This window comes from Streptomyces sp. NBC_00212, assembly GCF_045206365.1.
Classification (GTDB): Bacteria; Actinomycetota; Actinomycetes; order Streptomycetales; family Streptomycetaceae; genus Streptomyces.
Window position 1 is genome coordinate 3,868,378 of sequence record NZ_CP108115.1, and the last position, 24,379, is coordinate 3,892,756.

The window sequence follows — 24,379 nt, forward strand, 5'->3', positions numbered from 1 at the left end:
GTTTCGCTCGAACCGCGAGTACAGTGGACGGCATGCCTGGAACCAGCCGCCCGACCGCCGTCAGCAACGCCGCGCTCATGGACGCCATCTGGGACTCCCTGGCCGGCTTCTACGGCGACTTCACGTCGGCCGCCGCCGACGAGGGCCTCACCTCCAGCCAGGCCAAGACCCTGACCGTGCTGCGCCGGGGCCCCGCCTCCATGCGCTCGCTCGCCACCACGCTGCACTGCGACGCCTCCAACGTGACCGGGATCATCGACCGCCTGGAGGCCCGCGCCCTGGTGCGCCGCGAGCCGAGCGCCACCGACCGCCGCGTCAAGAACGTCGTCCTGACCGACGACGGCATCCGCACCGTGGAGACCGTCCGCACCGGCATGCTCGCCACCCACGGCGCCCTCGACGCACTGCCCGACGCCGACCGGGTCGCCCTCCACGATCTCCTCCAGCGCCTTTTCGCCACCCCCGAGCGTGGTCCGGGAACGCCGGGCTGACGCCTACGCTTGACGTATGAGTACGTGGAACGGGCGGGGGTCCGTCGAAGGCCTGCCCGAATGGGACCGCTGCGCGGTCATGGGCGTGGTCAATGTGACGCCCGACTCCTTCTCCGACGGCGGCAGGTGGTTCGACACCTCCAACGCCGTCAAGCACGGCCTCGACCTGGTGGCCGAGGGCGCCGACCTCGTCGACGTCGGCGGCGAGTCGACCCGCCCCGGCGCCTCCCGCGTGGACGAGACCGAAGAGCTGCGCCGTGTCATACCCGTCGTACGGGGCCTGGCCGCCGAGGGCGTCACCGTCTCCGTCGACACCATGCGCGCCCGCGTCGCCGAGCAGGCGATCGCCGCCGGTGCGGTCCTGGTCAACGACGTCAGCGGCGGCCTCGCGGACCCCGCGATGATCCCCGCCGTCGCCGCCACCGGCGCCCCCTTCGTCGTCATGCACTGGCGCGGCTTCAGCCAGGACATGAACAGCCGCGCGGTGTACGCCGACGTGGTCGGCGAGGTCGTCGCCGAGCTCCGCCACCGCATGGAGGCCGTCATCGCGGGCGGCATCGCCCCCGAGCGCCTCGTGATCGACCCCGGCCTCGGCTTCGCCAAGCAGGCCGGGCACGACCTCGCCCTGGTCGCCCACCTCGCCGAGCTGCGCGCGCTCGGCCGCCCCGTCCTGGTCGCCGCCTCCCGCAAGCGGTTCCTGGGCCACGTCCTGGCCGGCGACGAGGGCGCCCCGCCGCCCGCCCGGGAGCGCGACGCGGCCACCGCCGCCGTCTCCGCCATCGCCGCCCACGAGGGCGCCTGGGCGGTCCGCGTCCACGAGGTGCGGGCCACCGCCGACGCCGTCCGCGTGGCGCGCGCCGTCGAGGGAGCCCGGTGAGCCCGCGCACCGAGCGCGAGGCCGTCGAGCGCGCCAACACCGCGTTCTACGAGACGCTGGAGCGGGGCGACTTCGACGAGCTGTCCGACCTCTGGCTGGACGCCACCGAGGCCGGCGACACCGGGATCTCCTGCGTCCACCCGGGCTGGCCGGTGCTCTCCGGGCGCGGCGAGGTGCTCCGCTCGTACGCCCTGATCATGGCGAACACCGAGTACATCCAGTTCTTCTTGACCGATGTGAAGGTCGTCATCCTCGGCGACACCGCCCTGGTCACCTGCACCGAGAACATCCTCAGCGGCGGCCCCGCCGAGAAGAGCGGCGAGCTGGGTCCGCTCGTCGGCCAGCTCGTGGTCGCCACCAATGTGTTCCGCCGCACATCCGGAGGCTGGCGGCTCTGGTCCCACCACGGCTCGCCGGTGCTCGCCGAATCGGGCGACGAAGAGCCGGAAGAGGACTGAGTCCGGGCACGATTGGGGGCTTTGGAGGATTGAATCCGGAGCCATCGGGTAGGGGCGGCTACCAGGCCTGTCCGGTTCTGTCCATAGCCCCCGTGGGCGAGCACTGTCAGTGCTCGCAGGTAGATTCGATTGTGGGCACCGTGCCGCCCGCACGCGGCCGCATGTCCGTCTGACCAACGACAGCAGGAGTGATTCGCGTGGATCGTGTCGCGCTGCGCGGCCTCAAGGCCCGTGGGCACCATGGCGTCTTCCCCCGGGAACGCGAAGAGGGCCAGACCTTCATCGTCGACCTGGTGCTCGGCCTCGACACCCGCCTGGCGGCGGCGGACGACGACCTGGCGAAGACCGTGCACTACGGCGTGGTGGCGGAAGAAGTCGTGGACGTCGTCCAGGGCGAGCCCGTCGACCTGATCGAGACGCTCGCCGAGCGGATCGCCCAGCAGTGCCTCAAGCACGAAGGCGTCCAGGAGGTGGAGGTGGTCGTGCACAAGCCCGACGCGCCGATCACCGTCCCGTTCGACGACGTGACCATCACGATCACCCGGAGCCGAGTATGAGCGTGTATTCGCAAGGGGCCGCGCAGAGCGACCCGACCGTACAGCCGGTGCCCGCCTCCGTGGTCGAGCAGGTGGACGCGGCCGATGTGACGCTCTCCAACCCGCGCCGCGCCGTCATCGCGCTCGGCTCGAACCTGGGCAACCGCCTGGAGACGCTCCAGGGCGCCATCGACGCCCTGGAGGACACCCCGGGCCTGCGCGTCAAAGCCGTCTCGCCGGTGTACGAGACCGAGCCCTGGGGCGTCGAGGCGGGCTCCCAGCCCTCGTACTTCAACGCGGTCGTCGTCGTGAAGACCACCCTGCCGCCGGCCTCCCTCCTGGAGCGCGGGCACGCCATCGAGGAGGCCTTCGACCGAGTCCGCGACGAGCGCTGGGGCCCGCGCACCATCGACGTGGACATCGTTGCCTACGCCGACGTGATCTCGGACGACCCGGTCCTGACCCTCCCCCACCCGCGCGCCCACCAGCGGGCCTTCGTGCTCGCCCCCTGGCACGACGTGGAGCCCGAGGCACAGCTGCCCGGACACGGCTCGGTCGCCGACCTGCTGAGCGACGTCGGCCGCGCCGGAGTGCTGCCCCGCGCCGATCTGGAACTCCGGCTGCCCGAGTAGTCGTTACGCTTCTGAGGTCGATCTCCCAAGACCCGAAGGGCACTACTCCGTGAAGCAACTGCGCCTGGGCGTGCTGGCCGGTCTGTTCGTCGTCGCCGGGGTGCTCTCCTGGGCGGGCGCCCGGCTGTGGGACTCGGTCTCCACGCTGCCGAGCGTGCCGATCGCGGCGCCCATCGTGCTCGGGGTGATCGCGGTCATCCTGCTCGCCACCGCCCTGTCCATCCGCGCCCGGCTGCGCGCCCAGCGCGAGCGCCGGCCGGGGGCCAAGGGCGTCGAGCCCCTGATGGCCGCCCGCGCGGTGGTCTTCGGCCAGGCCAGCGCGCTGGTCGCGGCCCTGGTGTGCGGGATGTACGGCGGCACCGGCGTCTATCTGCTCAGCTATCTCGATGTGCCGGCCCGCCGCGACCAGGCGATCTACGCCGGCTTCTCGGTCCTGGCCGGCATCGGGGTCGTAGCGGCCGCCCTGTTCCTGGAACGCATCTGCAAGCTCCCCGACGACGAGGACACTGACGGCACTGCATCAGCAGCCTGACGGCGGGGCCCGATCACCCCGCCTGGCGTACCAAGTACCCGTTCACCAGAAACGTGGGATATAGGGCGAGTTGGAAGCTGTACACGTGTACGGCTTGGTCCCGAGCGCTGTGCAGGGACGCACCTCACGCACCTGCATCCAACCGGACTCGCACAACTCCAAGGGGTGCTCCTCCTGTTGGTAAGTGCCCCTGAGGGGCCAGCTGTCCGCTATCACCAGGTGCGAAGCCGCGCCGTCCGCCTTGGGCGTGAACCTTGCACCGATGACCTGGGCAAGTTCCGCAAGGAACGGCACGTTGCCGCTGATAACGGCCCGGGCCGTCCAACCCTTGAGGCGAAAGCCATCCCCGTCGACATAACCGTCGAGGAATCCCTCGAAGTCATCCATGTGCCGCAGCACTACCCTGGGGAACCGTTGCCGCATGTGGTGGGCATCGCCTCCCACGAACTGCCGCATCAGGTCTGCCAGATACGACGAAACCACACGCACCCGGTACCCTGGCACGTCCCTTTGCAGGTAGCCGGACGGGCGCGTCACCGGTTCCAGTCGCGCGACCAGCCCGGTCGCTGCGGTCAGACTGGCCGCATACCGTGCAGCGAACCGCTTGTCGTTTACGACCAGTGACACGTAGTTTTTGCCCACCGTGCCATCAGCACACGTCGCCCCTACGAAGTAACCGAATTCGTAGCCGGGTTGGATGGTGGGCCTCTCGCGGCACAACTTCCTCGCCTGAGTCCACAGGATCGCCTTCCCCACGGCGTCTGCGGCATGAACCCAGCCATCAGCCGTTCTCAGAAGCTGCCCAGGGGCGACGGTGAACACCACATGACCAGTCAGCACCTCTACAACCTCACGCGCCTTGACCGCCGCCACACCCTCGACCGCGGTCTGGACGCTCCCAGTCCCATCGAGCGTCCACAGGCGAGCGCCGACAGCCACATCACGTGCCCGTTTGCACCCGCCGACCACGTTCACCGTCTGCCGACTCGGCAGCCCGTACGCCATGGCGATCCTCTCGACCAGCGATCAACTCCACTGGTCGGGGACCATATCGGGCACCACTGACAATCGGGCTAGCGCGCCATGATCAGGCTGATTGCTTCAGCCCGGGTCGAGGCGTCCCTGAGCTGCCCACGCACGGCCGATGTCATGGTCTTCGCACCGGGCTTGCGGATGCCGCGTACCGACATGCACATGTGCTCGGCCTCGATCACCACGATGGCACCACGGGCTTCCAGGATACGCATCAGCGAATCAGCGATCTGAGTGGTCAGCCGCTCCTGTACCTGCGGGCGACGGGCGAACACATCGACAAGTCGGGCCAACTTCGACAGCCCGGTGATCTTGCCCGATTCCGCCGGGATGTAGCCGACATGAGCCACACCATGGAACGGGAGAAGATGATGTTCGCAGACGGAAACGATCTCGATGTCCTTCACCAGGACCATCTCGTCGTGCCCCAGGTCGAACGTCGTCGTCAGCACGTCCTCGGGCTCCTGCCGCAGACCCGCCAGGATCTCCCGGTAGGCCCGCGCCACGCGCGCCGGCGTCTCCTGGAGGCCCTCGCGGTCCGGGTTCTCGCCGACCGCTATGAGGAGCTCGCGCACGGCGTTCTCGGCCCGCTTCTCGTCGAACTCGCCGATCTGCGTCTCGCCGTCCAGCGTCACCGGGTCGGTCATCTGTGCCTCGTTCCTCGACTGTCGTTCATGCGCGTGGCCGGAAAACACCCGCGCCCCCACAGGCTAAAACCTGGGGGGCGCGGGATGCATTCCGGGGCCGGTGCGGCCCGGGTGCTCAGCTCTCGGGACGGTCCTCGGGGGCCGGGAGGGCCTCCGTGGGCTTGTCCATCGGCACGGAGCCATTGTTGGTGGCAGCGGCGCCGTTGGTGAGCGCCAGCTCCTTGGGCGAGAGCACCGGCGGCCTCGTCGACGGCGTACGCCGCGAGGAGCCGGTCCAGGCCGGACGGGCCGGGCGCTTGACGATGCCCGAGAAGACCTCGGCGATCTGCTCCTTGCCCAGCGTCTCCTTCTCCAGGAGCTGCAGGACCAGGTTGTCGAGGATGTCGCGGTTCTCGACCAGGATCTCCCAGGCCTCGTTGTGCGCCGTCTCGATGAGCTTCTTGACCTCTTCGTCGACGAGCGCCGCGACCTCTTCCGAGTAGTCGCGCTGGTGCGCCATCTCACGGCCGAGGAACGGCTCGGTGTTGTCGCCACCGAACTTGATCGCGCCAAGCCGCTCGGTCATGCCGTACTGCGTGACCATCGCGCGGGCGGTGGCCGTGGCCTTCTCGATGTCGTTGGCCGCGCCCGTCGTCGGGTCGTGGAAGACGAGCTCCTCGGCCGCGCGCCCGCCCAGCATGTACGCCAGCTGGTCGAGCATCTCGTTGCGCGTGGTCGAGTACTTGTCCTCGTCCGGCAGGACCATGGTGTAACCCAGGGCCCGGCCGCGCGACAGGATCGTGATCTTGTGGACCGGGTCCGAGTTGGGAGAAGCCGCGGCGACCAGGGCGTGACCGCCCTCGTGGTACGCGGTGATCTTCTTTTCCTTCTCGGACATGATCCGCGTCCGCTTCTGCGGACCCGCCACGACGCGGTCGATCGCCTCGTCCAGCGCGTTGTTGTCGACCAGCTTCCGGTCGCTGCGCGCCGTCAGGAGCGCCGCTTCGTTCAGCACGTTCGCCAGGTCGGCGCCGGTGAAGCCCGGGGTGCGCCTGGCGACGGCCGACAGGTCGACGTCCGGCGCGACCGGCTTGCCCTTCTGGTGGACCTTGAGGATCTCCAGCCGGCCCTGCATGTCCGGGCGGTCGACCGCGATCTGGCGGTCGAAACGGCCGGGGCGCAGCAGCGCCGGGTCGAGGATGTCGGGCCGGTTCGTGGCGGCGATCAGGATGACGCCGCCCTTCACGTCGAAGCCGTCCATCTCGACGAGCAGCTGGTTGAGGGTCTGCTCGCGCTCGTCGTGACCGCCGCCGAGGCCTGCGCCACGGTGCCGGCCCACGGCGTCGATCTCGTCGACGAAGACGATCGCCGGGGCGTTCGCCTTGGCCTGCTCGAAGAGGTCACGGACACGCGAGGCGCCGACACCGACGAACATCTCGACGAAGTCGGAACCGGAGATCGAGTAGAACGGGACACCGGCCTCACCCGCGACGGCGCGGGCGAGCAGCGTCTTGCCCGTACCGGGCGGGCCGTACAGCAGCACGCCCTTCGGGATCTTGGCGCCGACGGCCTGGAACTTCGCCGGCTCCTGGAGGAACTCCTTGATCTCGTGGAGTTCCTCGACGGCCTCGTCGGCCCCCGCCACGTCGGCGAAGGTCGTCTTCGGGGTGTCCTTGGTGATGAGCTTGGCCTTGGACTTCCCGAAGTTCATGACTCGGGAGCCGCCGCCCTGCATCTGGTTCATCAGGAACAGGAAGACCACGACGATGAGGACGAAGGGGAGCAGGGACAGCAGGATCCCGAGGAACGGGTTCTGCTTGTCGGGCGAGACGGTGTACCCCTTCGGGATGTCACCGCCCTTCACTCCGGTCTGCAGCTGGGTGGCCATGTCGGTCGCCTGGGCGTCACCGATGTAGTTGGCCTGAACCTTGCTGCTGCCCTTGACCTTCTGGCCGTCCTTCAGGTCGATCTTGATGACCTGGCTGTCACCAGTCGTGATCTTGGCCTGTTCGACCTGCTTGTTGTTGATCGCCTGAACGACATCGGATGTGTCGACCGTCTTGTAGCCGCCCGACGAGCCGACGACCTGCATCAACACGACCACGGCGAGGACGGCCAGCACGATCCACATGACCGGCCCACGGAAGTATCGCTTCACGTCCATCCATACGGAGCGAGAACGCCCCGTCCCTCCTGCCCGTAGGTAAATGCTGCTGTGAGTGTGACTAAGACTGTGTGTAAAGACTGTTCTTCGGACGGTACCCCAGCATTGTCACCCGTGGTCGCACGGTACGGGTGACAAAGGGCCCTTCCCCTGCTCCAACGGCGGGAAGAGGGCTGTGGTTCCCCGAACGGGCCGGGTTGCGTCAGCCGCCGTACACGTGCGGCGCGAGCGTCCCGACAAAGGGGAGATTGCGGTACTTCTCGGCATAGTCGAGGCCGTAACCCACGACGAATTCATTGGGAATGTCGAAGCCGATCCACTTCACGTCGATCGCGACCTTTGCGGCATCCGGCTTACGGAGCAGCGTGCAGACCTCAAGGGAGGCGGGCTCGCGCGATCCGAGGTTGGAAAGAAGCCACGACAGGGTCAGGCCCGAGTCGATGATGTCCTCGACGATCAGGACGTGCTTGCCCTTGATGTCGGTGTCGAGGTCCTTGAGGATCCGCACGACGCCGGAGGACTGGGTGCCCGCACCGTACGAGGAGACGGCCATCCAGTCCATGGTGACGGGGGTGGACAGCGCGCGGGCCAGATCCGCCATGACCATGACGGCGCCCTTGAGGACACCGACGATGAGCAGGTCCTTGCCCGCGTACTCCGCGTCGATCTTCCCGGCCAGCTCCGCCAGCTTCGCGTCGATCTCTTCCTTGGTGATGAGCACCGACTGGAGGTCGGTGCCCATGTCCTTCTCGTTCACCCGGGCCGCTTTCTTGGGGGGTTCTGTTGTCCGTACGCGAGCCGAGTTACGTGCGTGAGCTCAGCCCTGCCGAATGACCAGTCTGCCACCCTGCCGACGAGCCACGACGCGGCCGGGGAGATTGATGGCCCGCTGGCCGCGCCAGCTGGTGATCAGCTTGTCGACCTCCTCGACATGGCGGGCGAAGAGCGAACCGGCGGGCGCGCCCGCCCCGATGACCTCGCGGCGAACGATGCGGCGGCGCACGGCGGGCGGCAGCGCGTACAGCTTCGCGCAGTCCAGGAGCCCGGTGTCGTCCCGTACGGTCGCGTCCGCCTGGAGGGCCCAGGCGTCCAGGGCGTCGGCGTCGTCACGGGAGAGCTGGGCGGTGCGGGCGAGCGCCTCGACGACGCCCTTGCCGAGCGCCTTCTCCAGGGCGGGCAGGCCTTCCTGGCGCAGCCGGGAGCGGGTGTAGGCGGGGTCGGCGTTGTGCGGGTCGTCCCAGACGGGCAGCGCCTGCACCATGCAGGCCTTGCGGGCGGTCTGGCGGTCGAGCTCCAGGAAGGGGCGCCGGTAGCGGCCCGCCGCCCCCGAGACGGCGGCCATGCCGGACAGGGAGCGGGTGCCGGAGCCGCGGGCGAGGCCGAGCAGCACGGTCTCGGCCTGGTCGTCGCGGGTGTGGCCGAGCAGGATCGCGGCGGCGCCGTGGCGCTCGGCGGCGGCGTCCAGGGCGGCGTAGCGGGCGTCCCGGGCGGCGGCCTCGGGTCCTCCCTCGCGGCCCACGTGGACGGCGATGGCCTCGGCGGGCTCCAGGCCGAGGCCGGTCATGCGGGAGACGACCTCGGCGGCCCGCAGGTCGGAGCCGTGTTGCAGACCGTGATCGACGGTGATGCCGCCGGCGCGCAGCGAGAGCTTGCGGGATTCGAAGGCGAGGGCGGAGGCCAGCGCCATGGAGTCGGCGCCGCCGGAGCAGGCCACGAGCACGAGGGGCTCGGGCGGCGCGGTGCGCAGGCCGGTTCCGCGACCGGCGGTGGCTCCCGCGGTCACGGCGACAGCGGCGCTCTCATGGTCGCGGGAGTGTTCGTTCAGTACGTCGTGGAGTACGCGGCGAACCGCCAGGCGTATCGCTGCGACCGCAGGATGGGGACCCATGTCCGGTGCCCTTCGGTGTTGGGGGGTGCCTCTGGCGCGGAGAGGAAGCGGGGGGAATCAGAGGGAGCAGAGGGAGCAGGAGGGACGTTCAGTCACACAGAGTGCGTAGATGGTGACAGAACAGAGCCGTTACCCGAGCATTGCACGCCTACCCATGCCCCACGGTCCCTCGGATGGGTGATTCCCGCGTTGACACCCGCCCACCGGCGGCTTTTCGCGTCAGGAGTCCGCCTTGCGGTGCACCCGCGCCACCCAGTCCGCCGGATTGGCGATCTCGGTCTTGGTGGGGAGCGTGTTCGGCGATGTCCACACCCGATTGAAGCCGTCCATGCCGACCTGGTCCACCACGGCCCGCACGAAGCGCTCGCCGTCGCGGTACTGGCGCAGCTTGGCGTCGAGGCCGAGCAGCTTGCGCAGCGCCGTGTCGAGCCGGGAGGCCCCCTTGGCCCGGCGCTCCTTGAACTTCTCACGGATCTCGGCCACCGAGGGCACGACCTGCGGCCCGACCCCGTCCATCACGTAGTCCGCGTGGCCTTCGAGCAGCGACATGACGGCGGTGAGCCGGCCGAGGATCTCGCGCTGGGCCGGGGTCTGCACCAGCTCCACGAGCGAGCGCCCCTCCTCGCCCTCCTCGCCTTCGGGGCGGCCCCCGGCCAGGGACTGGGCGGCCTCGCGCAGCCGTTCCAGAACCGTCATCGGGTCGACCTCGGTCTCGCCGAGGAATGACTGGATCTCGCCCTCCAGGTGGTCCCGCAGCCAGGGCACGGCCGTGAACTGGGTGCGGTGGGTCTCCTCGTGGAGGCACACCCAGAGCCTGAAGTCGTGCGGGGCGACGTCGAGTTCGCGCTCGACGTGCACGATGTTGGGCGCCACCAGGAGCAGCCGTCCCCCGCCGCCCGGCGCCGCCGGGAGCTCCCGGCTCGCGGGCGCGAAGGTCTCGTACTGGCCGAGCACCCGCGAGGACAGGAAGCTGAGCAGCATGCCCAGTTCGACGCCGGTGACCTTGCCGCCGACCGCGCCGAGCACGGCCCCGCCGGGCATGTTCCCGCGGCGTTCCTGCATCTTGTCGAGGAGCGGCCGCAGGACCTCGCGGAAGCCCGCGACGTTCGCCCGCACCCAGCCGGCCCGGTCGACGACCAGGACCGGGGTGTCCTCGGGTTCGGCGTCCTCCGGGATCATCCGGGTGAACGCCCGTACGTGCTCTTCGGCGGCCTTGGCGTGCCGGCGGAGCTCGGCGACGATCTCACGTGCCTCGTCGCGGCTCACGTCGGGACCCGGCCGCACCAGTCGGGTCGCGGTCGCGACCGCGAGGTTCCAGTCGACCATCCCAGAGGTACCTGCACCGCCGATGCCAGTCATGCGTCAACCGTACGTGGTCGGCCCCGCGAGGGAACCCGGTCGGCGCCGCTCAGTGCGCCGTGAGCCGGGTGGCAAGACGGTCGAGCGCCTTCTGTACGGGGGCCGGGTCGGCGCCCGGCGGCCCAGCGGACAGGAACGCGAACGCGAGGAGGTGGCCGCTCGCGTCCACGACCGTCCCGGCCAGGGTGTTGACCCCCGCGCCGCCCAGCGTGCCGGTCTTCGCGCGGACCAGGCCGGTCGCCGCGGATGCGGTGCCGTACCGGGCGCTGAGGGTGCCGGTGAAGCCGGCGACGGGCAGGCCGGTGAGGATCGGGCGCAGTTCGGGCCTGGCCGGGTCGGCGGCCTTGGCGAGTAGCCGGGTGAGCAGGCCCGCGGTGACCTTGTCGACGCGGTTCAGGCCGCTGCCGTCCGCGAACACGGCTCCGTTCAAAGGGAGTTGGAGCTTGGCGAGCTGGGCGGGCACTGCCTCGGCGCCGCCCTCGAAGCTCGCGGGCCTGCCGGTCGCGATCGCGGTCGCGCGGTTCAGGGCCTCGGCGATGTCGTTGTCGCTGTTGGTCAGCATCCGCTCGACGATCTCGGGCAGCGGCGCCGACAGCGTGCTCGCCACCGGCTTGGCACCGGCGGGCGCGGCCCCCTGCACCGGCGCGTCCGCCTGCACCCCGCGGGCCCGCAGCAACTCGGCGAAGGCCCGCGCGGTGTCGCCCGCCGGATCGGAGGTGCGCGTCGCGGGCCCGCTGTCGGAATCGTCCGTACGCCCCTCGTTGGTCATCAGCGCGACGACCGGCGCGAGGTTCTCGTTCGCCCCGATCGGATGCACCGCGGGACCGCTGAACAGCGAGATGTCGTACGCCAGCTGTACGTGGTCGAGCGACCGCGAGCGCAACGCACGGGCCGTGTCGTCGGCGAGGGCGGCCAGGCGCGTCCTGTCCAGGGTGGGGTCGCCGCCGCCGACGAGGGTCAGCGCGGTGCCGCCGGCCGGGGCCATCACCCTGGTGGCGAAGCGGTGGTCGGGCGGGAGCGCGCTGAGCACAGCGGTCGCGGTGGCGATCTTCACGGTGGAGGCCGGTGTCATGGCCGCGTCCGCCCGGACGGCGTACAGCACCCGCCCGGTGGCCGCGTCCAGGACCGAGGCCGCCGGCTGCGGGCCGAGCGCCGGGTCGGCGAGCAGTTGGTCCAGGGCCGCGGGAAGGGCGGCCGGTACGGGGGCCGCGGCCGGGGCGCCGAGGGCCGCGAGCACGCTGGGCGCGCTCGGAGCCGGAGCCGGAGCGTCCGGCTCCGCGGGGGGCCCGTGATGTGCGCCACCCCTGGCTTCCCACGATGCGGCCCGGTCACGCTCGGCCGTACGCTGGCCTGAGTCCCACGGTCCGGCGAGGGCCACGGCCCCGGCCGAAAGTGCCAGGCCGACCGCCGCCGCACCCGCTGTGAGCTGCCATGTCTTGGGTCCCGGCACCGAGGACCAGCCCCTTTCGCGATCACACACCTGCGTGAGGGACACTTAATCACCAGAACTGCGTCCGGCCGGGAGCACGGCGGCGACGCAGCCCCGTCCGATGCATGTGCTGATCATGGAGGAGAGCCACCCGTGGAGTTCGACGTCACCATCGAGATCCCGAAGGGGTCGCGGAACAAGTACGAGGTCGACCACGAGACCGGCCGGATCCGTCTGGACCGTCGACTCTTCACCTCGACCAGCTACCCGGCCGACTACGGCTTCGTCGAGGACACCCTCGGCGAGGACGGCGACCCGCTGGACGCGCTGGTCCTGCTGGACGAGCCGACGTTCCCCGGCTGCGTCATCAAGTGCCGCGCGATCGGCATGTTCCGGATGACCGACGAGGCCGGCGGCGACGACAAGCTGCTGTGCGTCCCGGCGTCCGACCCGCGCGTGGAGCACCTGCGCGACATCCACCACGTCTCCGAGTTCGACCGCCTGGAGATCCAGCACTTCTTCGAGGTCTACAAGGACCTGGAGCCCGGCAAGTCCGTCGAGGGCGCCAACTGGGTCGGCCGCGTCGAGGCCGAGGCCGAGGTCGAGGCCTCCTACAAGCGCCTTGAGGCGCAGGGCGGCGCGCACTGACGCGCGATCTTCCGTGAACAGCGGGCGGTGCACCTTCACGGTGCGCCGCCCGCTGTCGTATCGGCTCATGACCGACCACATACTGGGCACACGCACCCAAGCGGCCGGAGGGAGGCACGGGACCAGTGGTGGCCGAGCAGCACGACACGGTCGAGGACCGCAAGCCGCAGTCCGACGAGGCACGCAGCGCCTTCGCACCCCCCGAGGGCGTGGAGCAGCCGCAGGTGCCCGAGGAGGACTCGCCCACCTCGGAGTTCGCGCTGCCCGCCGGCCTCGCCACCCCGGTCGTCGAGGCGCCCGCCGACCAGCCGGCCTCCGCGTTCGCGACGCCGAGCAGCTACAGCGCCCGTGACACCCCGAACGCCCTGATCACCACGGCGGGCCTGCCGCTGGTGCGGCTGTCCAAGGACGCGCCCTGGCAGGACCGGATGCGCACCATGCTGCGGATGCCGGTGGGCGACCGGCCGGTGGCCGAGCCGATCCAGAAGCACGACGACACCGGCCCCGCCGTGCCCCGCGTGCTCGACCTGACGCTGCGTATCGGCGAACTGCTGCTCTCGGGCGGCGAGGGCGCCGAGGACGTCGAGGCCGCGATGTTCGCGATCTGCCGCAGCTACGGCCTGGACCGCTGCGAGCCGACGGTCACCTTCACCATGCTGGCCATCACGCACCAGCCGTCCCTCGTGGACGACCCGGTGACCGCCAACCGCACGGTGCGCCGCCGCGGCACCGACTACACCCGGCTGGCGGCCGTGCACCGGCTCGTCACGGACATGACCAGCGAGGACCACGAGGTCTCCCTTGAGGAGGCCTACCGGCGCCTCGCGGAGATACGCCGAAACCGCCACCCCTACCCCGGCTGGGTCCTGACCACCGCCTGCGGACTGCTTGCCGGAGCGGCCTCCGTGCTGCTCGGCGGCGGTGTCGCGGTGTTCCTGGCGGCGGCGGTCGGCGCGGTCCTCGGCGACCGGCTCGCCTGGCTGTGCGCGTCCCGCGGGCTGCCGGAGTTCTACCAGTTCGTGGTGGCCGCGATGCCGCCCGCCGCGATGGGCGTCGCGCTCAGCCTGCAGTCCTCCTGGGACCTCAGTCCGTCCGCCGTGATCACCGGTGGCCTGTTCGCGCTGATCCCCGGGCGAGCCCTGGTGGCGGCCGTCCAGGACGGCCTGACCGGCTTCTACGTCACCGCCTCCGCGCGGCTGCTCGAAGTCGGCTACTTCTTCGTCGCGATCGTCGCCGGCGTCCTGACCGTGCTTTACGGCGGGCTCCAGATCCACGCCGAGCTCAACCCGGAGGGCACGTTCAAGCCCATCGACCGCCCGGTCGTCCAGATCCTGGCGTCGTTCGTGCTCTGTCTGACCTTCGCGGTCCTGCTCCAGCAGGACCGTTCCACCGTGCTGATCGTGGCCTCGAACGGCGCGGTCGCCTGGGTGATCTACGCCGCGATCGCGGTCACCGCGAAGGGCTCGCCGATCATGGCGACGGCGGTCGCGGCCGGCCTCGTCGGCCTCTTCGGCCAGCTGCTCTCGCGGTACTGGAACACCTCGGCGCTGCTGTACGTCACCGCCGCGATCGGCCCGCTGCTGCCCGGTAGCGCCATGTACTTCGGGGTCCTCTCGATCGCCCAGAAGCACACGGACCAGGGCATCGCCTCGCTCGCCAAGGCGGCGGCGCTGGCCCTGGCCATCGCGATCGGCGTGAACCTCGGCAACGAGATCGCCCGCCTCTTCCTGCGGGCACCGGGCGCGGGCCGCGCGGCGGCGAAGCGGACCCGCGGGTTCTAGGGCGTTACGAGCGGACCCGGCGGGCCAGGGCGTACGAGCGGACCCGGAGGTTCAAGCACCCCCCGGGTCGTGCTTCAGCGCTTGGCGTGGCGGCCGCCACGCTGCGGCGGCTGGCCGGGGCCGCCCTGGCCGGTCGCCGCCGGCGGGTTCTTCTTCGCCTTGGAGCGGGCCCGCAGGAACTCGATGGCGATCGGGGCGACCGAGACCAGCACGATCGCGACGAGGATCAGCTCGATGTGCTTGTGGACGAAGTCGACGTTGCCCAGGGCCGCGCCGAGCAGCGTGACGCCCGCGCCCCACAGGGTGCCGCCGATGACGTTGAAGGTGACGAACGAGCGGTAGTTCATGCCGCTGACGCCCGCGATGATCGGCGTGAAGGTGCGCACGATCGGCACGAAGCGGGCCAGGACCAGCGACTTCGGGCCGTACTTCTCGAAGAATTCGTGGGCCTTCTCGACGTTCTCCTGCTTGAAGAGCTTCGAGTCGGGCCGGCTGAAGAGGGACGGCCCCACCTTCTTGCCGAACAGATAGCCCACCTGGTCACCGATGACCGCGGCGAGCACGACGAGGACACACACCAGCCACAGCGGGGTGTCCAGCTTGCCGGTGGTGACCAGGAGGCCGGTGGTGAACAGGAGCGAGTCGCCCGGCAGGAAGAAGCCGATGAGCAGCCCGGACTCGGCGAACACGATGATCAGCAGGCCGGCCAGGCCGAAGGTCCCCAGCAGATAGTCGGGGTCCAGCCAGCTCGGCCCGAGGGCAAGGGAAGTCACGGGTACCGGGCTCCTGGGTGTGGGTGTCGGGCGGGCTGTCTGCCGTCGGCAGCCAAAGTTATCAACGTAACGCGCGAAGTCGTGGTTCCAGGGGCAGGCTGAGTAGGGCCGACAAGGGCTACCGAAGGGGAACCACATGGGCATCGAGGACTACGGCGGCGGACAGGGCCCGCAGTCGGACGTACTGGTGGTGACCACCAACGACGTACCCGGATACACCGTGCAACAGGTCATCGGGGAGGTCTTCGGCCTCACCGTACGCTCCCGGCACCTGGGCAGCCAGATCGGCGCCGGCCTCAAGTCCATGATCGGCGGCGAGCTGAAGGGCCTGACCAAGACGCTGGTCGAGACGCGGAACCAGGCGATGGAACGGCTCGTGGAGCAGGCGAAGGCACGCGGCGCGAACGCGGTCCTGATGATGCGCTTCGACGTGACGGAGGCGGCGGACGTGGGTACGGAAGTCTGCGCGTACGGGACCGCGGTGGTCCTGGCCCGGAACTGAACGCAGCCACTCTGCACCAACTCACCTCCCCCGAAAGGTGGTTGACCCTCCATGGCACTGCATCGCGGCGGCAGCGAGAAGGAGCACGCCGACGAGAAGGAGTACGCGCGGCTCGCGCTGAACCCCTTCTTCGGGGAGGCCGACCCGGTCGGCTCGATGACCTCCGCGCCGCCGCGGCACCGGCTGCCCGACCGGCCACTGGCCCCGGCTACCGCGTACCAGCTGGTCCATGACGAGCTGATGCTCGACGGGAACGCCCGGCTCAACCTGGCGACGTTCGTCACCACCTGGATGGAGCCGCAGGCCGGGGTGCTCATGGCCGAGTGCCGGGACAAGAACATGATCGACAAGGACGAATACCCGCGCACCGCCGAGCTGGAACGGCGGTGCGTGGCCATGCTCGCCGACCTGTGGCACGCGCCGGACCCGAACACGGCGGTCGGCTGCTCGACAACCGGGTCGAGCGAGGCGTGCATGCTGGCGGGCCTGGCCCTCAAGCGGCGCTGGGCGCTGCGCAACGCGGACCGCTACCCCTCCCGCGAGGCCCGCCCGAACCTGGTCATGGGTGTGAACGTGCAGGTGTGCTGGGAGAAGTTCTGCAACTTCTGGGAGGTCGAGGCGCGCCAGGTGCCCATGGAGGGCTCCCGCTTCCACCTCGACCCCGGGGCCGCGGCCGCGCTCTGCGACGAGAACACGATCGGCGTCGTCGGGGTGCTCGGCTCGACCTTCGACGGGTCGTACGAGCCGATCGGCGCACTGTGCGCGGCGCTCGACGATTTGCAGGAGCGTACGGGTCTGGACATCCCCGTGCACGTCGACGGGGCGTCCGGGGCGATGGTCGCGCCCTTCGTCGACGAGGACCTGGTGTGGGACTTCCGGCTGCCCCGGGTGTCCTCGATCAACACCTCCGGGCACAAGTACGGGCTCGTGTACCCGGGGGTGGGCTGGGCTCTGTGGCGCACGGCGGCCGAGCTCCCCGAGGAGCTGGTCTTCCGGGTGAACTACCTCGGCGGCGACATGCCGACCTTCGCCCTGAACTTCTCGCGGCCGGGGGCGCAGGTGGTGGCGCAGTACTACACGTTCCTGCGGCTCGGGCGCGAAGGCTACCGGGCGGTGCAGCAGACCACCCGCGACGTCGCGCGGGCGCTCGCGGAGCGGATCGAGGCGCTCGGAGACTTCCAACTCCTCACCCGGGGCACCGAGTTGCCCGTGTTCGCCTTCACGACGCTGCCGGAGGTGCACCGGTACGACGTGTTCGACGTCTCCCGGCGCCTTCGCGAGCGGGGCTGGCTGGTGCCGGCGTACACCTTCCCGGCGAACCGGCAGGACCTGTCGGTGCTGCGAGTGGTCTGCCGCAACGGCTTCTCCTCGGACCTGGGGGCGCTGCTCCTGGAGGACCTGGGCCGCCTCCTGCCGGAACTGCGCCGACAGCCCGGCCCGCTGGGCCGGGACGAATCGGTGGCGACGGCGTTCCACCACTAGGGCCTGTCCGGCGGGCTGGGCGGGGCGGGGAAGAGCCCCCCGCCCCGCCCAGCCCCGGCCCCCTACCCGCTCAGCCTCCGGAACCGCCCCACCGCCAGTGGCAGAAACAACCCCACCAGCACCACCGGCCATCCCACGGCCAACACCCCCGCATGTTCGGCCGCCCAGGACGAACCCCCCGCCCCCGCGCCGCACAGCTCCCGCACCGCCGTAGCCGTCGCGGACAGCGGGTTCCATTCCACGACCGCCCCCAACCACCCCGGCATCGACGTCGGCACGGCGAACGCGTTGGACAGGAAGCCGACCGGCCACACCAGGATCTGCACCGCCTGCACCAGCTCCGGCCGCCCCGCCACCATCGCCAGGTGAATCCCGACCCACAGCATCGCGAAGCGGAGGAGGAGCAGGAGACCCAGCGCCGCGAGGAAGCCCGCACCCCCGTCCGGCCGCCACCCGATCGCGCACCCCACGCCGATCATCACGACCAGCCCCGCCGCCGACTGCAGCATGTCCGCCACCGCCCGCCCGACCAGCACCGTCCCCGACACCATCGGCATCGAGCGGAACCGGTCGACCACCCCCTTGTTGAGGTCCTGCGTCACCGCCAGCATCGTGCCTTCGAGCCCGAACGCCATGGTCAGCGCCAGCATCCCCGGCACCAGGAAGTCGACGTACGGGCCGGACACGCCCCGCCCGCCTCCCACCAGGTAGCCGAACACAAGGAGCAGCATCACGGGGAAGACAAGACCGACCACCACCTGCACCGGCTGCCGCGCCCAGTGCGCGAGCTCGCGCCGCGTCATGGTCCAGGAGTCCGCGACCACCCAGCCGACCGCACTCACACCGCCACCCCCCGCTCGCACTCCGTCAGAGAGAGAAACACCTCGTCCAGCGTCGGTCTGCGCACCGCGATGTCCTCCGCCTCGATACCGGCCGCCGACAGTTCCCGTACGACATCGACGAGCACCCCCATCCGGTCCGCGACCGGCGCGCTCAGCAAGCGACGGTCCCGGTCCACGACCACCCCGGGCAGCCCCAACACCCGTACCGCGTCCGCAAGTTGAGAGTGGTCGGCCACCACCACCTCGATACGGTCCGAGCCCACCGTCGCCTTCAGCTCGTCCGCCGTGCCCTCGGCGGCCACCCTGCCGCCGTCGATCAGGGAGATCCGGTCGGCCAGCTGGTCCGCCTCCTCCAGGTACTGCGTGGTCAGCAGGACCGTCGTACCGCCGCCCACCAGCGAGCGCACCGCCTCCCACACCTCCGCCCGGCCGCGCGGATCGAGCCCGGTCGTGGGCTCGTCCAGGAACAGCACCTCCGGGTCAGTGATGAGCGACGCCGCCAGGTCGAGCCGCCTGCGCATGCCCCCGCTGTAGTGCCGCACCGCCTTGCGGCCGGTGTCCGCCAGGCCGAAGCGGACCAGGAGTTCATCGGCCCGCGCACCCGCCCGGCGCGCCCCGAGATGATGGAGCCGGCCGAACATCTCCAGGTTCTGCCGCCCGCCCAGCTCCTCGTCGACGGCCGCGTGCTGCCCGAGCAGCCCGATCCGCCGCCGCACCTCGCCCGCCTCGCGCCGTACGTCGTGGCCCGCGACCAGCACCCGGCCCGCGTCGGGGCGCAACAGCGTGGTCATGATCCGTACGGCCGTGGTCTTGCCTGCCCCGTTGGGCCCGAGCACCGCGTGCACCGTGCCGCGCCGCACGGCCAGGTCGAGCCCGTCGAGCACCCGCTTCGCCCCGTACCGCTTGCCGACTTCCTCCACGAGGACCGAGTTTCCGTTCACGTCCGCGTCGGGCAATCTCTTCTCCTTCAACTGCTCTCGCGCCTCGCGGATTCAGCAGCCTCCGCGGAGTAATCAAGCTTGACTACCTGATCGAAGGTAACCGATCACCCTCCACTCGTCAAACTTGATTAGCGATCGTCCCCGGGGTCCCGCTCACCTGTCGCGAACGGGTTCTCCTCGCCCTCGGCCAGGACGCCCACGAACGGCTCGCCCTCACCCGCGAAGACGTACGCCCCGCCCTCGATCCGGGCGATCAGGCCGCGGGTCCACTCCGCCTCGGCATCCGCGGAGTGGACCCACATGTTCATGATTTCGCCGATGTGGCCGAGCTGGCCCGGGCCCTCCTCCGGCGTGTAGTACTCCGTCGCCGAGGCGCGCCAGCCCGCCAGCTTGGCCAGCCGGTCACGCAGCAGGGCGACCGCCTCCGCGCGCGGCAGGTCCACCATGAAGCCGAGCGCCGCCGACAGGACGTCCATCTTCTGGTCGTAGGAGGCGAGCGCCTCGCGCAGCAACCGGAAGAACTCCTCGCGGCCCGCGTCCGTCAGCTCGTACTCCGTGCGCGGCGGCCCGCCGACCGTGCTGGGCGCCACCTCATGGGCGAGGAGGACGCCCTGCTTCGCCATCTGCTTGAGCGCGTGGTAGATCGAACCCGGCTTGGCGTTGGACCACTCGTGGGCGCCCCAGTACTCCAGGTCGTTGCGCACCTGATAGCCGTGTGCCCGGCCGTGCTGACGTACCGCGCCGAGGACGAGGAGACGGATGCTTGACATGGCCGCAAGCCTATGGCCCCACCCGTCACGGCTGGTGGCGACCTGGGGTCCCGCGCTGCCGCGCCCCCGGCCGTCTCAGCCGTTCACGAGATCCACCAGCTCGAACGCCGTCTTGCCGTCCAGCGACTCGCGGAGGATGTCCGCGTGCCCGGCGTGCCGGGCCGTCTCCTCGACGAGGTGCATCATCAGCCAGCGCATCGAGACCCGGCCCTCCTTCGGGAACCACGGGGCCGGCGGCAGCGGGAAGGTGTCGTCGAGCGAGGGGACCTTGCGGATGAACTCCTCGGTCTCGACGGCCACTTCGGCCCAGAAGGCGAGCATGCCCTCGGTGGTCTCGTCGCCGAGGAGCTGGAAGCTCTCGTGCCAGTTCGACTGGTCCCGCTGCTTCTCGTTGGGGCGCTGCTGTGCCATCCGCAGCCAGTTCAGTTCGGTCTCGGCGACGTGCTTGATCAGCCCGCCGAGGGACAGCGCGCCGGCGCTCGGGCGGCTGGTGTTCTGCTCCTCGGTGAGGCCGAGGACGGCGCGGCGAAGACCGCCGCGCTGGGCTTCCACAAAGCTGAGGAGAGCGCCGCGCTCGTCGCCGTGTGCCTCTGCGGGAACGTGAGTGGGCATGATCCGACCGCCTTCGTTCGAGTGCTGCATCCGGTGTCCCGGCCTGCTGACAAGAACCACGCTAGAGACGAAAGAGGTCAGATTCTGTCCTCTGTCAGCTGTCAGTTGTCCTCTGTCAGCGAGTCTCGGATTTCCGTCAGAACGGGAAGGGGCTGCGCTCGTGCTGGACCGAGATCCACTTCTGCGTGGTGAACGCCTCGACCGTGGAGTCGCCGTTCAGCCGCCCGAGCCCCGAGTACTTCTCGCCGCCGAACGCGACAAGCGGCTCGTCCTGGATCGTCGAGTCGTTGACGTGCATCATCCCGGTGTCGATCCGCTTGGCGAACCGCACCCCGCGCTCCACGTTGGCGGTGTGCACAGCACCGCTGAGGCCGTACGGGCTGTCGTTCGCCATGCGTACGGCCTCCTCCTCCCCGTCGAACGGGATGAGCAGGGCGACCGGCCCGAAGATCTCCTGGCGCAGGACGGGAGAGTCGGCGGGCAGGCCCGTGAGCACGGTGGGCTCCACCAGGTTGCCGCGCGTGCGGCCCCGTACGAGCGCCGTGGCGCCCTCGGCGAGGGCCTTGTCGACCAGTGAAGTCAGCGCCTCCGCCTGGAAGTTGTTGATGACGGGACCGATGTCGGTGGCGGGGTCCGCCGGGTCGCCGGTCCGGAGCGAGGTCACCTTCGCGAGGAACTTGCCGGTGAACTCCTCCAGGATCGAGCGGTCGACCAGGATCCGGTTCGCGGCCATGCAGACCTGGCCCTGATAGACGAAGCGGCTGAAAACCGCCGCGTCCACCGCGTAGTCGAGGTCGGCGTCGTCGAGGACGACCAGGGCGCTGTTGCCGCTCAGCTCCAGGATGACGCGTTTGAAGTGGCTGCCGGCGACCGAGGCGACGTGGCGGCCGGTGCGGTCCGAGCCGGCGAACGAGATCACCTTGGGCACGGGGTGCTCTATGAGCGCGTCGCCTATCTCGGCGATGTCGGTGACCAGGACGTTCAGGAGGCCTGCGGGCAGCCCCGCGTCCTTGAAGATCTTCGCTATGAGCCCGCCGCCGACGACCGGCGCGTTCTGGTTGGGCTTGATGACGACCGCGTTGCCCAACGCCAGTGCCGGGGCTATGGACTTGATGGTGACCAGGAACGGGAAGTTGAACGGGCTGATCACCCCGATCACGCCGACCGGGAGGCGGTAGACGCGGTTCTCCTTGCCGTCGACCGGCGACGGCAGGATCCGGCCCTCGGGGCGCAGCGCCAGCTGGATCGCCTCGCGCAGGAACTCCTTGGCGAGGTGGACCTCGTACACCGCCTTGAGCCGCGTGCCACCGAGCTCGGTGGTGATCGCCTCGATGATCTCCGCCTCGCGCTCCTCGGTGATGCGCAGGGCGCGCTCGAAGACGAGTCTGCGGGTGTACGGATTGGTCTCGGCCCACTCACGCTGGGCGCGCTCGGCCGCCCGGTAGGCCTCGTCGACCTCTTCGACGGTGGCGACCGTGATGGCGGCGAGCTTCTCCCCGTTGTACGGATCGAAGTCGATGATGTCCCACGACCCGCTGCCGGTGCGCCACTGGCCGTCTATGAACTGGTGGGCGAGGTCGGTGAAGAAGGACATGCCATCCCCTACTGCTGTGTCCGCCGGCTCCGCGCGGTCAACCGCGTTACTGGCCTGATGTGACGTCATCCTACTGATGAGTCAGCTGAGTTGAAGGAGTCCGCGCAGAAGATCGCGGCTTTCCTCCGGGCCTGGGCTGTCCTGCTGGAGCCGGGTCATCGCCCGTTCGTACTGCGCGACCTCCTCCGCCTTGTCCAAATACAGTGCGGAGGTGAGCTGTTCGAGATACACGATGTCCGACAGGTCCGACTCGGGGAACCGCAGCATCGTGAAGGCGCCGCTCTCCCCCGCGTGCCCGCCGAAGCTGAACGGCATTATCTGAAGGTTGATGTTGGGCTGCTCGGACATCTCGATGAGGTGCTTCAACTGCCCCCGCATCACGTCCCGTTCGCCGTACGGGCGGCGCAGCGCGGCCTCGTCGAGGACCGCGTGGAACTGCGGAGCCCGCTCCGACACCAGGGCCTTCTGCCGCTCAAGACGCAGCGCGACGCGCTTGTCGATCTCGGCGGCGGGCGCTCCGTGCATGCCCCGCGAGACCACCGCGTGGGCGTACGCCTCGGTCTGCAACAGGCCGTGCACGAACTGGACTTCGTAGATGCGGATCAGCGAGGCCGCGCCCTCCAGGCCGATGTATGTCTGGAACCAGCCGGGCAGCACATCGCCGAAACTGTGCCACCAGCCCGCGATGTTGGCCTCCTTGGCGAGCCCGAGCAGCGACTGGCGCTCCGCCTCGTCGCCGACGCCGTAGAGCGTGAGCAGGTCCTCGACATCCCTGGCCTTGAAGCTCACCCGCCCCAACTCCATACGACTGATCTTGGACTCGGACGCCCGGATCGAATAGCCGGCTGCTTCCCGCGTGATGCCGCGCGACTCGCGCAGGCGCCTCAGCTGAGAGCCCAGCAGAATGCGCCGGACCACCGAACCTCCGCCGGCCTCGACTGCGCTCGGCCGGGGGGATCCCCATGCCTCCCCTGCGGTCACTTCGCCGTCCTCCCCATCCAATGGTGGTGGGCAGTCTGCCATCAAAACGCTTCACCCCGTACCCGCGTGATTACGGAAATGGTCAAGGAGTGAAATCGGCCTGAGGAACTTCTGGGAACTTCTGAGGAAGAAATGAGCAAGAAACGGCACGGTCGGGGACAGGTCGGTCGCGTGCACGTGCATCTGCCCTTGCATCGGGCCGAAGCATTCGGAACCATGGTCCCCGCGCACCTGCGTGCTCAACTGCGTCTAGTCGCTTGCGTCCTGTACCGCCACGGCCGCGAACCACGGGAGTGCCTCGCATGGGGACGAATGGATCGACCATGCTGGAGCCTTTTGAGCCCTTGAGGCAGGCGCTTCCCCCCATCGACCCCTCGACCGTGTCGGGTTCCGCGTCCTGTGCGCTGCCCGCCCGTTACGAAGCGGTGCGCGGGGCACGGAAGTTCACCGGGTCCACCCTCACGCAGTGGGGCCTCGGCGAGCGCTTCGACGATGTCGCCCTGGTCGTCTCGGAACTCGTCACCAACGCGCTGCGGCACGCCCTGCCCGCCGACACCCCGCGCGAGACCGAGGTGCCGGTACGGCTCCATCTCATGCGCTGGACAAGCCGGTTGGTGTGCGCGGTGCGCGACCCCAGCAACGAGAGCCCGGTCGAGCGCGAGAGCGACGACTTCGGCGCGGAGTCGGGCCGCGGCCTGTTCCTGGTCGAGTCCTTCGCCGACAGCTGGGGCTGGCACCCGCTGTCGGGCGCGATCAGCGGCAAGGTCGTATGGGCGCTGTTCCGGCTGGCGCCGGCGGAGTGAGCTGACACATTTCAGAGTTGGCCGACTGCCAGCCGTCGTCCGTCATCGGTCATCTGCCATCTGTCGGCCGGCAGCCGTGCGCTGCCGCCTGCCAGTCGGCTATCAGTCGGCTATCAGTCGGCTATCAGATGGTCGAACTCGCCGTCCTTGATGCCGAGCAGCATCGCCTCTATCTCCGCCCTGGTGTAGACCAGGGCAGGCCCGTCCGGGTGGCGTGAGTTGCGTACCGCCACCCCTCCGCCGGGCAGTTTGGCGAATTCGACGCAGGATCCCTGCGAGTTGCTGTGCCGGCTCTTCTGCCACGCGGCACCCTGAAGCTCCGCTGCCGCCATGCCGTTGTACGCGTGGTGCAAGGTCGCTCCCGGGATGTGCGGACGTGCAACTGTGAATGGTCAACTGCCCCGGATCATAGCTGTGTTCATGTGCGCCTGCATGGGAAGATGCACGTGCACGCGGGGTGCCCGGGCGGTTACAGCCGCCACGGCCGCATCCCCGCACCGGAAGAAGAGACGCGTCCCGGGCCCTCAAGGTTCAAACACCCGCACGACCGCGCCCGCGTCCGCATACGCGACCGGCCCCCTCAGCACCTTGAGAGTGCCGACGGGGGCCGGGGGGCGGGGAGCGGA

At 69.9% G+C, this 24,379-nt stretch carries 26 protein-coding genes; 11 read left to right on the top strand and 15 right to left on the bottom strand.

Going from position 1 to position 24,379, the window contains the following annotated elements; translation table 11 throughout:
* The first annotated feature begins 32 nt into the window (after positions 1–32).
* The 6 genes from OHA17_RS17580 (at position 33) to OHA17_RS17605 (ending at position 3,526) form a co-directional block, all read left to right on the top strand.
* On the top strand, positions 33–491 hold the full coding sequence (locus tag OHA17_RS17580) for a MarR family winged helix-turn-helix transcriptional regulator (protein WP_406507403.1): 459 nt from the start codon (positions 33–35) through the stop codon (positions 489–491).
* A 16-nt stretch (positions 492–507) separates the two neighbouring features.
* A complete protein-coding gene (gene folP / locus OHA17_RS17585) occupies positions 508–1,368 on the top strand; it encodes a dihydropteroate synthase (RefSeq protein ID WP_406507404.1) in 861 nt (286 codons plus the stop codon).
* A complete protein-coding gene (locus tag OHA17_RS17590) occupies positions 1,365–1,826 on the top strand; it encodes a nuclear transport factor 2 family protein (protein WP_406507405.1) in 462 nt (153 codons plus the stop codon). Before folP ends, OHA17_RS17590 begins: the two co-directional genes overlap by 4 nt.
* A 197-nt stretch (positions 1,827–2,023) precedes the next feature.
* Positions 2,024–2,383 (top strand): dihydroneopterin aldolase, encoded by a 360-nt coding sequence (gene folB, locus OHA17_RS17595; RefSeq protein ID WP_053731208.1) that lies wholly within the window; start codon positions 2,024–2,026, stop codon positions 2,381–2,383.
* Complete coding sequence (gene folK, locus OHA17_RS17600; protein ID WP_053731209.1) at positions 2,380–2,994, top strand: 2-amino-4-hydroxy-6-hydroxymethyldihydropteridine diphosphokinase; 615 nt, start codon at positions 2,380–2,382, stop codon at positions 2,992–2,994. Before folB ends, folK begins: the two co-directional genes overlap by 4 nt.
* Before the next feature lie 49 nt (positions 2,995–3,043).
* Positions 3,044–3,526, top strand: a complete 483-nt coding sequence (locus OHA17_RS17605; RefSeq protein WP_406507406.1) for a DUF3180 domain-containing protein — start codon at positions 3,044–3,046, stop codon at positions 3,524–3,526.
* 42 nt (positions 3,527–3,568) lie between these two features.
* On the opposite strand, the gene OHA17_RS17610 is transcribed toward OHA17_RS17605, so the two are convergent.
* The 7 genes from OHA17_RS17610 to dacB all read right to left on the bottom strand — a co-directional run bounded on the left by OHA17_RS17610 (position 3,569) and on the right by dacB (position 12,045).
* The gene (locus tag OHA17_RS17610) at positions 3,569–4,531 is read right to left on the bottom strand and encodes a hypothetical protein (protein ID WP_406507407.1); all 963 of its coding nucleotides are present in this window, start codon (positions 4,529–4,531) and stop codon (positions 3,569–3,571) included.
* Positions 4,532–4,599: 68 nt separating this feature from the next.
* The gene (folE, locus tag OHA17_RS17615) at positions 4,600–5,205 is read right to left on the bottom strand and encodes a GTP cyclohydrolase I FolE (RefSeq protein ID WP_406507408.1); all 606 of its coding nucleotides are present in this window, start codon (positions 5,203–5,205) and stop codon (positions 4,600–4,602) included.
* Between the two features lie 115 nt (positions 5,206–5,320).
* Positions 5,321–7,348, bottom strand: coding sequence for an ATP-dependent zinc metalloprotease FtsH (gene ftsH, locus OHA17_RS17620; protein ID WP_053731212.1), 2,028 nt, complete (start codon positions 7,346–7,348; stop codon positions 5,321–5,323).
* A 202-nt stretch (positions 7,349–7,550) separates the two neighbouring features.
* Positions 7,551–8,090 carry a hypoxanthine phosphoribosyltransferase gene (hpt, locus tag OHA17_RS17625; RefSeq protein ID WP_053731222.1) on the bottom strand — a complete coding sequence of 180 codons (540 nt, stop codon included), beginning with the start codon at positions 8,088–8,090 and terminating at the stop codon, positions 7,551–7,553.
* Between the two features lie 75 nt (positions 8,091–8,165).
* Positions 8,166–9,236 (bottom strand): tRNA lysidine(34) synthetase TilS, encoded by a 1,071-nt coding sequence (tilS, locus tag OHA17_RS17630; protein ID WP_398877662.1) that lies wholly within the window; start codon positions 9,234–9,236, stop codon positions 8,166–8,168.
* Positions 9,237–9,455: 219 nt separating this feature from the next.
* Positions 9,456–10,595 carry a zinc-dependent metalloprotease gene (locus OHA17_RS17635; RefSeq protein ID WP_406507409.1) on the bottom strand — a complete coding sequence of 380 codons (1,140 nt, stop codon included), beginning with the start codon at positions 10,593–10,595 and terminating at the stop codon, positions 9,456–9,458.
* Between the two features lie 49 nt (positions 10,596–10,644).
* On the bottom strand, positions 10,645–12,045 hold the full coding sequence (gene dacB, locus OHA17_RS17640) for a D-alanyl-D-alanine carboxypeptidase/D-alanyl-D-alanine-endopeptidase (protein ID WP_406507410.1): 1,401 nt from the start codon (positions 12,043–12,045) through the stop codon (positions 10,645–10,647).
* Between the two features lie 132 nt (positions 12,046–12,177).
* Between dacB and OHA17_RS17645 the strand changes: the two genes are divergently transcribed.
* Positions 12,178–12,672, top strand: a complete 495-nt coding sequence (locus OHA17_RS17645; protein ID WP_053731216.1) for an inorganic diphosphatase — start codon at positions 12,178–12,180, stop codon at positions 12,670–12,672.
* Positions 12,673–12,797: 125 nt separating this feature from the next.
* Entirely contained in the window at positions 12,798–14,453 is a 1,656-nt protein-coding gene (locus OHA17_RS17650; protein WP_398877655.1) for a threonine/serine exporter ThrE family protein, read from the top strand.
* Positions 14,454–14,527: 74 nt separating this feature from the next.
* Here OHA17_RS17650 and OHA17_RS17655 read toward each other — a convergent pair whose 3' ends face one another.
* Positions 14,528–15,226: a DedA family protein gene (locus OHA17_RS17655; protein ID WP_406507411.1), complete on the bottom strand. Its 699-nt coding sequence runs from the start codon at positions 15,224–15,226 to the stop codon at positions 14,528–14,530.
* Positions 15,227–15,362: 136 nt separating this feature from the next.
* Here OHA17_RS17655 and OHA17_RS17660 point away from each other — a divergent pair, with 136 nt between their 5' ends.
* Positions 15,363–15,728, top strand: a complete 366-nt coding sequence (locus OHA17_RS17660) for a YbjQ family protein (RefSeq protein WP_406507412.1) — start codon at positions 15,363–15,365, stop codon at positions 15,726–15,728.
* A 51-nt stretch (positions 15,729–15,779) separates the two neighbouring features.
* Positions 15,780–17,210, top strand: coding sequence for a glutamate decarboxylase (locus OHA17_RS17665; RefSeq protein ID WP_406507413.1), 1,431 nt, complete (start codon positions 15,780–15,782; stop codon positions 17,208–17,210).
* Positions 17,211–17,272: 62 nt separating this feature from the next.
* Here the strand turns inward: OHA17_RS17665 and OHA17_RS17670 are convergent, their stop codons facing one another.
* From OHA17_RS17670 to OHA17_RS17695, 6 genes are all read right to left on the bottom strand, one after another.
* Complete coding sequence (locus OHA17_RS17670) at positions 17,273–18,013, bottom strand: ABC transporter permease (RefSeq protein WP_406510745.1); 741 nt, start codon at positions 18,011–18,013, stop codon at positions 17,273–17,275.
* 35 nt (positions 18,014–18,048) lie between these two features.
* Positions 18,049–19,008 carry an ATP-binding cassette domain-containing protein gene (locus tag OHA17_RS17675; protein WP_406507414.1) on the bottom strand — a complete coding sequence of 320 codons (960 nt, stop codon included), beginning with the start codon at positions 19,006–19,008 and terminating at the stop codon, positions 18,049–18,051.
* A 113-nt stretch (positions 19,009–19,121) separates the two neighbouring features.
* The gene (locus tag OHA17_RS17680; protein ID WP_406507415.1) at positions 19,122–19,763 is read right to left on the bottom strand and encodes a PadR family transcriptional regulator; all 642 of its coding nucleotides are present in this window, start codon (positions 19,761–19,763) and stop codon (positions 19,122–19,124) included.
* A 75-nt stretch (positions 19,764–19,838) separates the two neighbouring features.
* Positions 19,839–20,375, bottom strand: a complete 537-nt coding sequence (locus tag OHA17_RS17685) for a DinB family protein (protein WP_406507416.1) — start codon at positions 20,373–20,375, stop codon at positions 19,839–19,841.
* Between the two features lie 136 nt (positions 20,376–20,511).
* Positions 20,512–21,969: an aldehyde dehydrogenase family protein gene (locus OHA17_RS17690; protein ID WP_406507417.1), complete on the bottom strand. Its 1,458-nt coding sequence runs from the start codon at positions 21,967–21,969 to the stop codon at positions 20,512–20,514.
* A gap of 81 nt (positions 21,970–22,050) precedes the next feature.
* Positions 22,051–22,950: a helix-turn-helix domain-containing protein gene (locus OHA17_RS17695; protein WP_406507418.1), complete on the bottom strand. Its 900-nt coding sequence runs from the start codon at positions 22,948–22,950 to the stop codon at positions 22,051–22,053.
* Between the two features lie 302 nt (positions 22,951–23,252).
* On the opposite strand from OHA17_RS17695, the gene OHA17_RS17700 reads away from it, so the two are divergent.
* Positions 23,253–23,753 (top strand): ATP-binding protein, encoded by a 501-nt coding sequence (locus OHA17_RS17700; protein ID WP_398877639.1) that lies wholly within the window; start codon positions 23,253–23,255, stop codon positions 23,751–23,753.
* Positions 23,754–23,866: 113 nt separating this feature from the next.
* Here the strand turns inward: OHA17_RS17700 and OHA17_RS17705 are convergent, their stop codons facing one another.
* Entirely contained in the window at positions 23,867–24,106 is a 240-nt protein-coding gene (locus tag OHA17_RS17705) for a DUF397 domain-containing protein (RefSeq protein ID WP_053724624.1), read from the bottom strand.
* Positions 24,107–24,379 lie beyond the last annotated feature (273 nt).

Excerpts from the sequence above, each read along its gene's own strand:
- OHA17_RS17580 (WP_406507403.1), top strand. The coding sequence starts at position 33 with ATGCCTGGAACCAGCCGCCCGACCGCCGTCAGCAACGCCGCGCTCATG.
- folP (WP_406507404.1), top strand. The coding sequence starts at position 508 with ATGAGTACGTGGAACGGGCGGGGGTCCGTCGAAGGCCTGCCCGAATGG.
- folK (WP_053731209.1), top strand. The coding sequence starts at position 2,380 with ATGAGCGTGTATTCGCAAGGGGCCGCGCAGAGCGACCCGACCGTACAG.
- OHA17_RS17610 (WP_406507407.1), bottom strand. The coding sequence starts at position 4,531 with ATGGCGTACGGGCTGCCGAGTCGGCAGACGGTGAACGTGGTCGGCGGG.
- folE (WP_406507408.1), bottom strand. The coding sequence starts at position 5,205 with ATGACCGACCCGGTGACGCTGGACGGCGAGACGCAGATCGGCGAGTTC.
- ftsH (WP_053731212.1), bottom strand. The coding sequence starts at position 7,348 with ATGGACGTGAAGCGATACTTCCGTGGGCCGGTCATGTGGATCGTGCTG.
- hpt (WP_053731222.1), bottom strand. The coding sequence starts at position 8,090 with ATGGGCACCGACCTCCAGTCGGTGCTCATCACCAAGGAAGAGATCGAC.
- tilS (WP_398877662.1), bottom strand. The coding sequence starts at position 9,236 with ATGGGTCCCCATCCTGCGGTCGCAGCGATACGCCTGGCGGTTCGCCGC.
- OHA17_RS17635 (WP_406507409.1), bottom strand. The coding sequence starts at position 10,595 with ATGACTGGCATCGGCGGTGCAGGTACCTCTGGGATGGTCGACTGGAAC.
- OHA17_RS17660 (WP_406507412.1), top strand. The coding sequence starts at position 15,363 with ATGGGCATCGAGGACTACGGCGGCGGACAGGGCCCGCAGTCGGACGTA.
- OHA17_RS17665 (WP_406507413.1), top strand. The coding sequence starts at position 15,780 with ATGGCACTGCATCGCGGCGGCAGCGAGAAGGAGCACGCCGACGAGAAG.
- OHA17_RS17670 (WP_406510745.1), bottom strand. The coding sequence starts at position 18,013 with ATGACGCGGCGCGAGCTCGCGCACTGGGCGCGGCAGCCGGTGCAGGTG.
- OHA17_RS17680 (WP_406507415.1), bottom strand. The coding sequence starts at position 19,763 with ATGTCAAGCATCCGTCTCCTCGTCCTCGGCGCGGTACGTCAGCACGGC.
- OHA17_RS17685 (WP_406507416.1), bottom strand. The coding sequence starts at position 20,375 with ATGCCCACTCACGTTCCCGCAGAGGCACACGGCGACGAGCGCGGCGCT.
- OHA17_RS17690 (WP_406507417.1), bottom strand. The coding sequence starts at position 21,969 with ATGTCCTTCTTCACCGACCTCGCCCACCAGTTCATAGACGGCCAGTGG.
- OHA17_RS17700 (WP_398877639.1), top strand. The coding sequence starts at position 23,253 with ATGGGGACGAATGGATCGACCATGCTGGAGCCTTTTGAGCCCTTGAGG.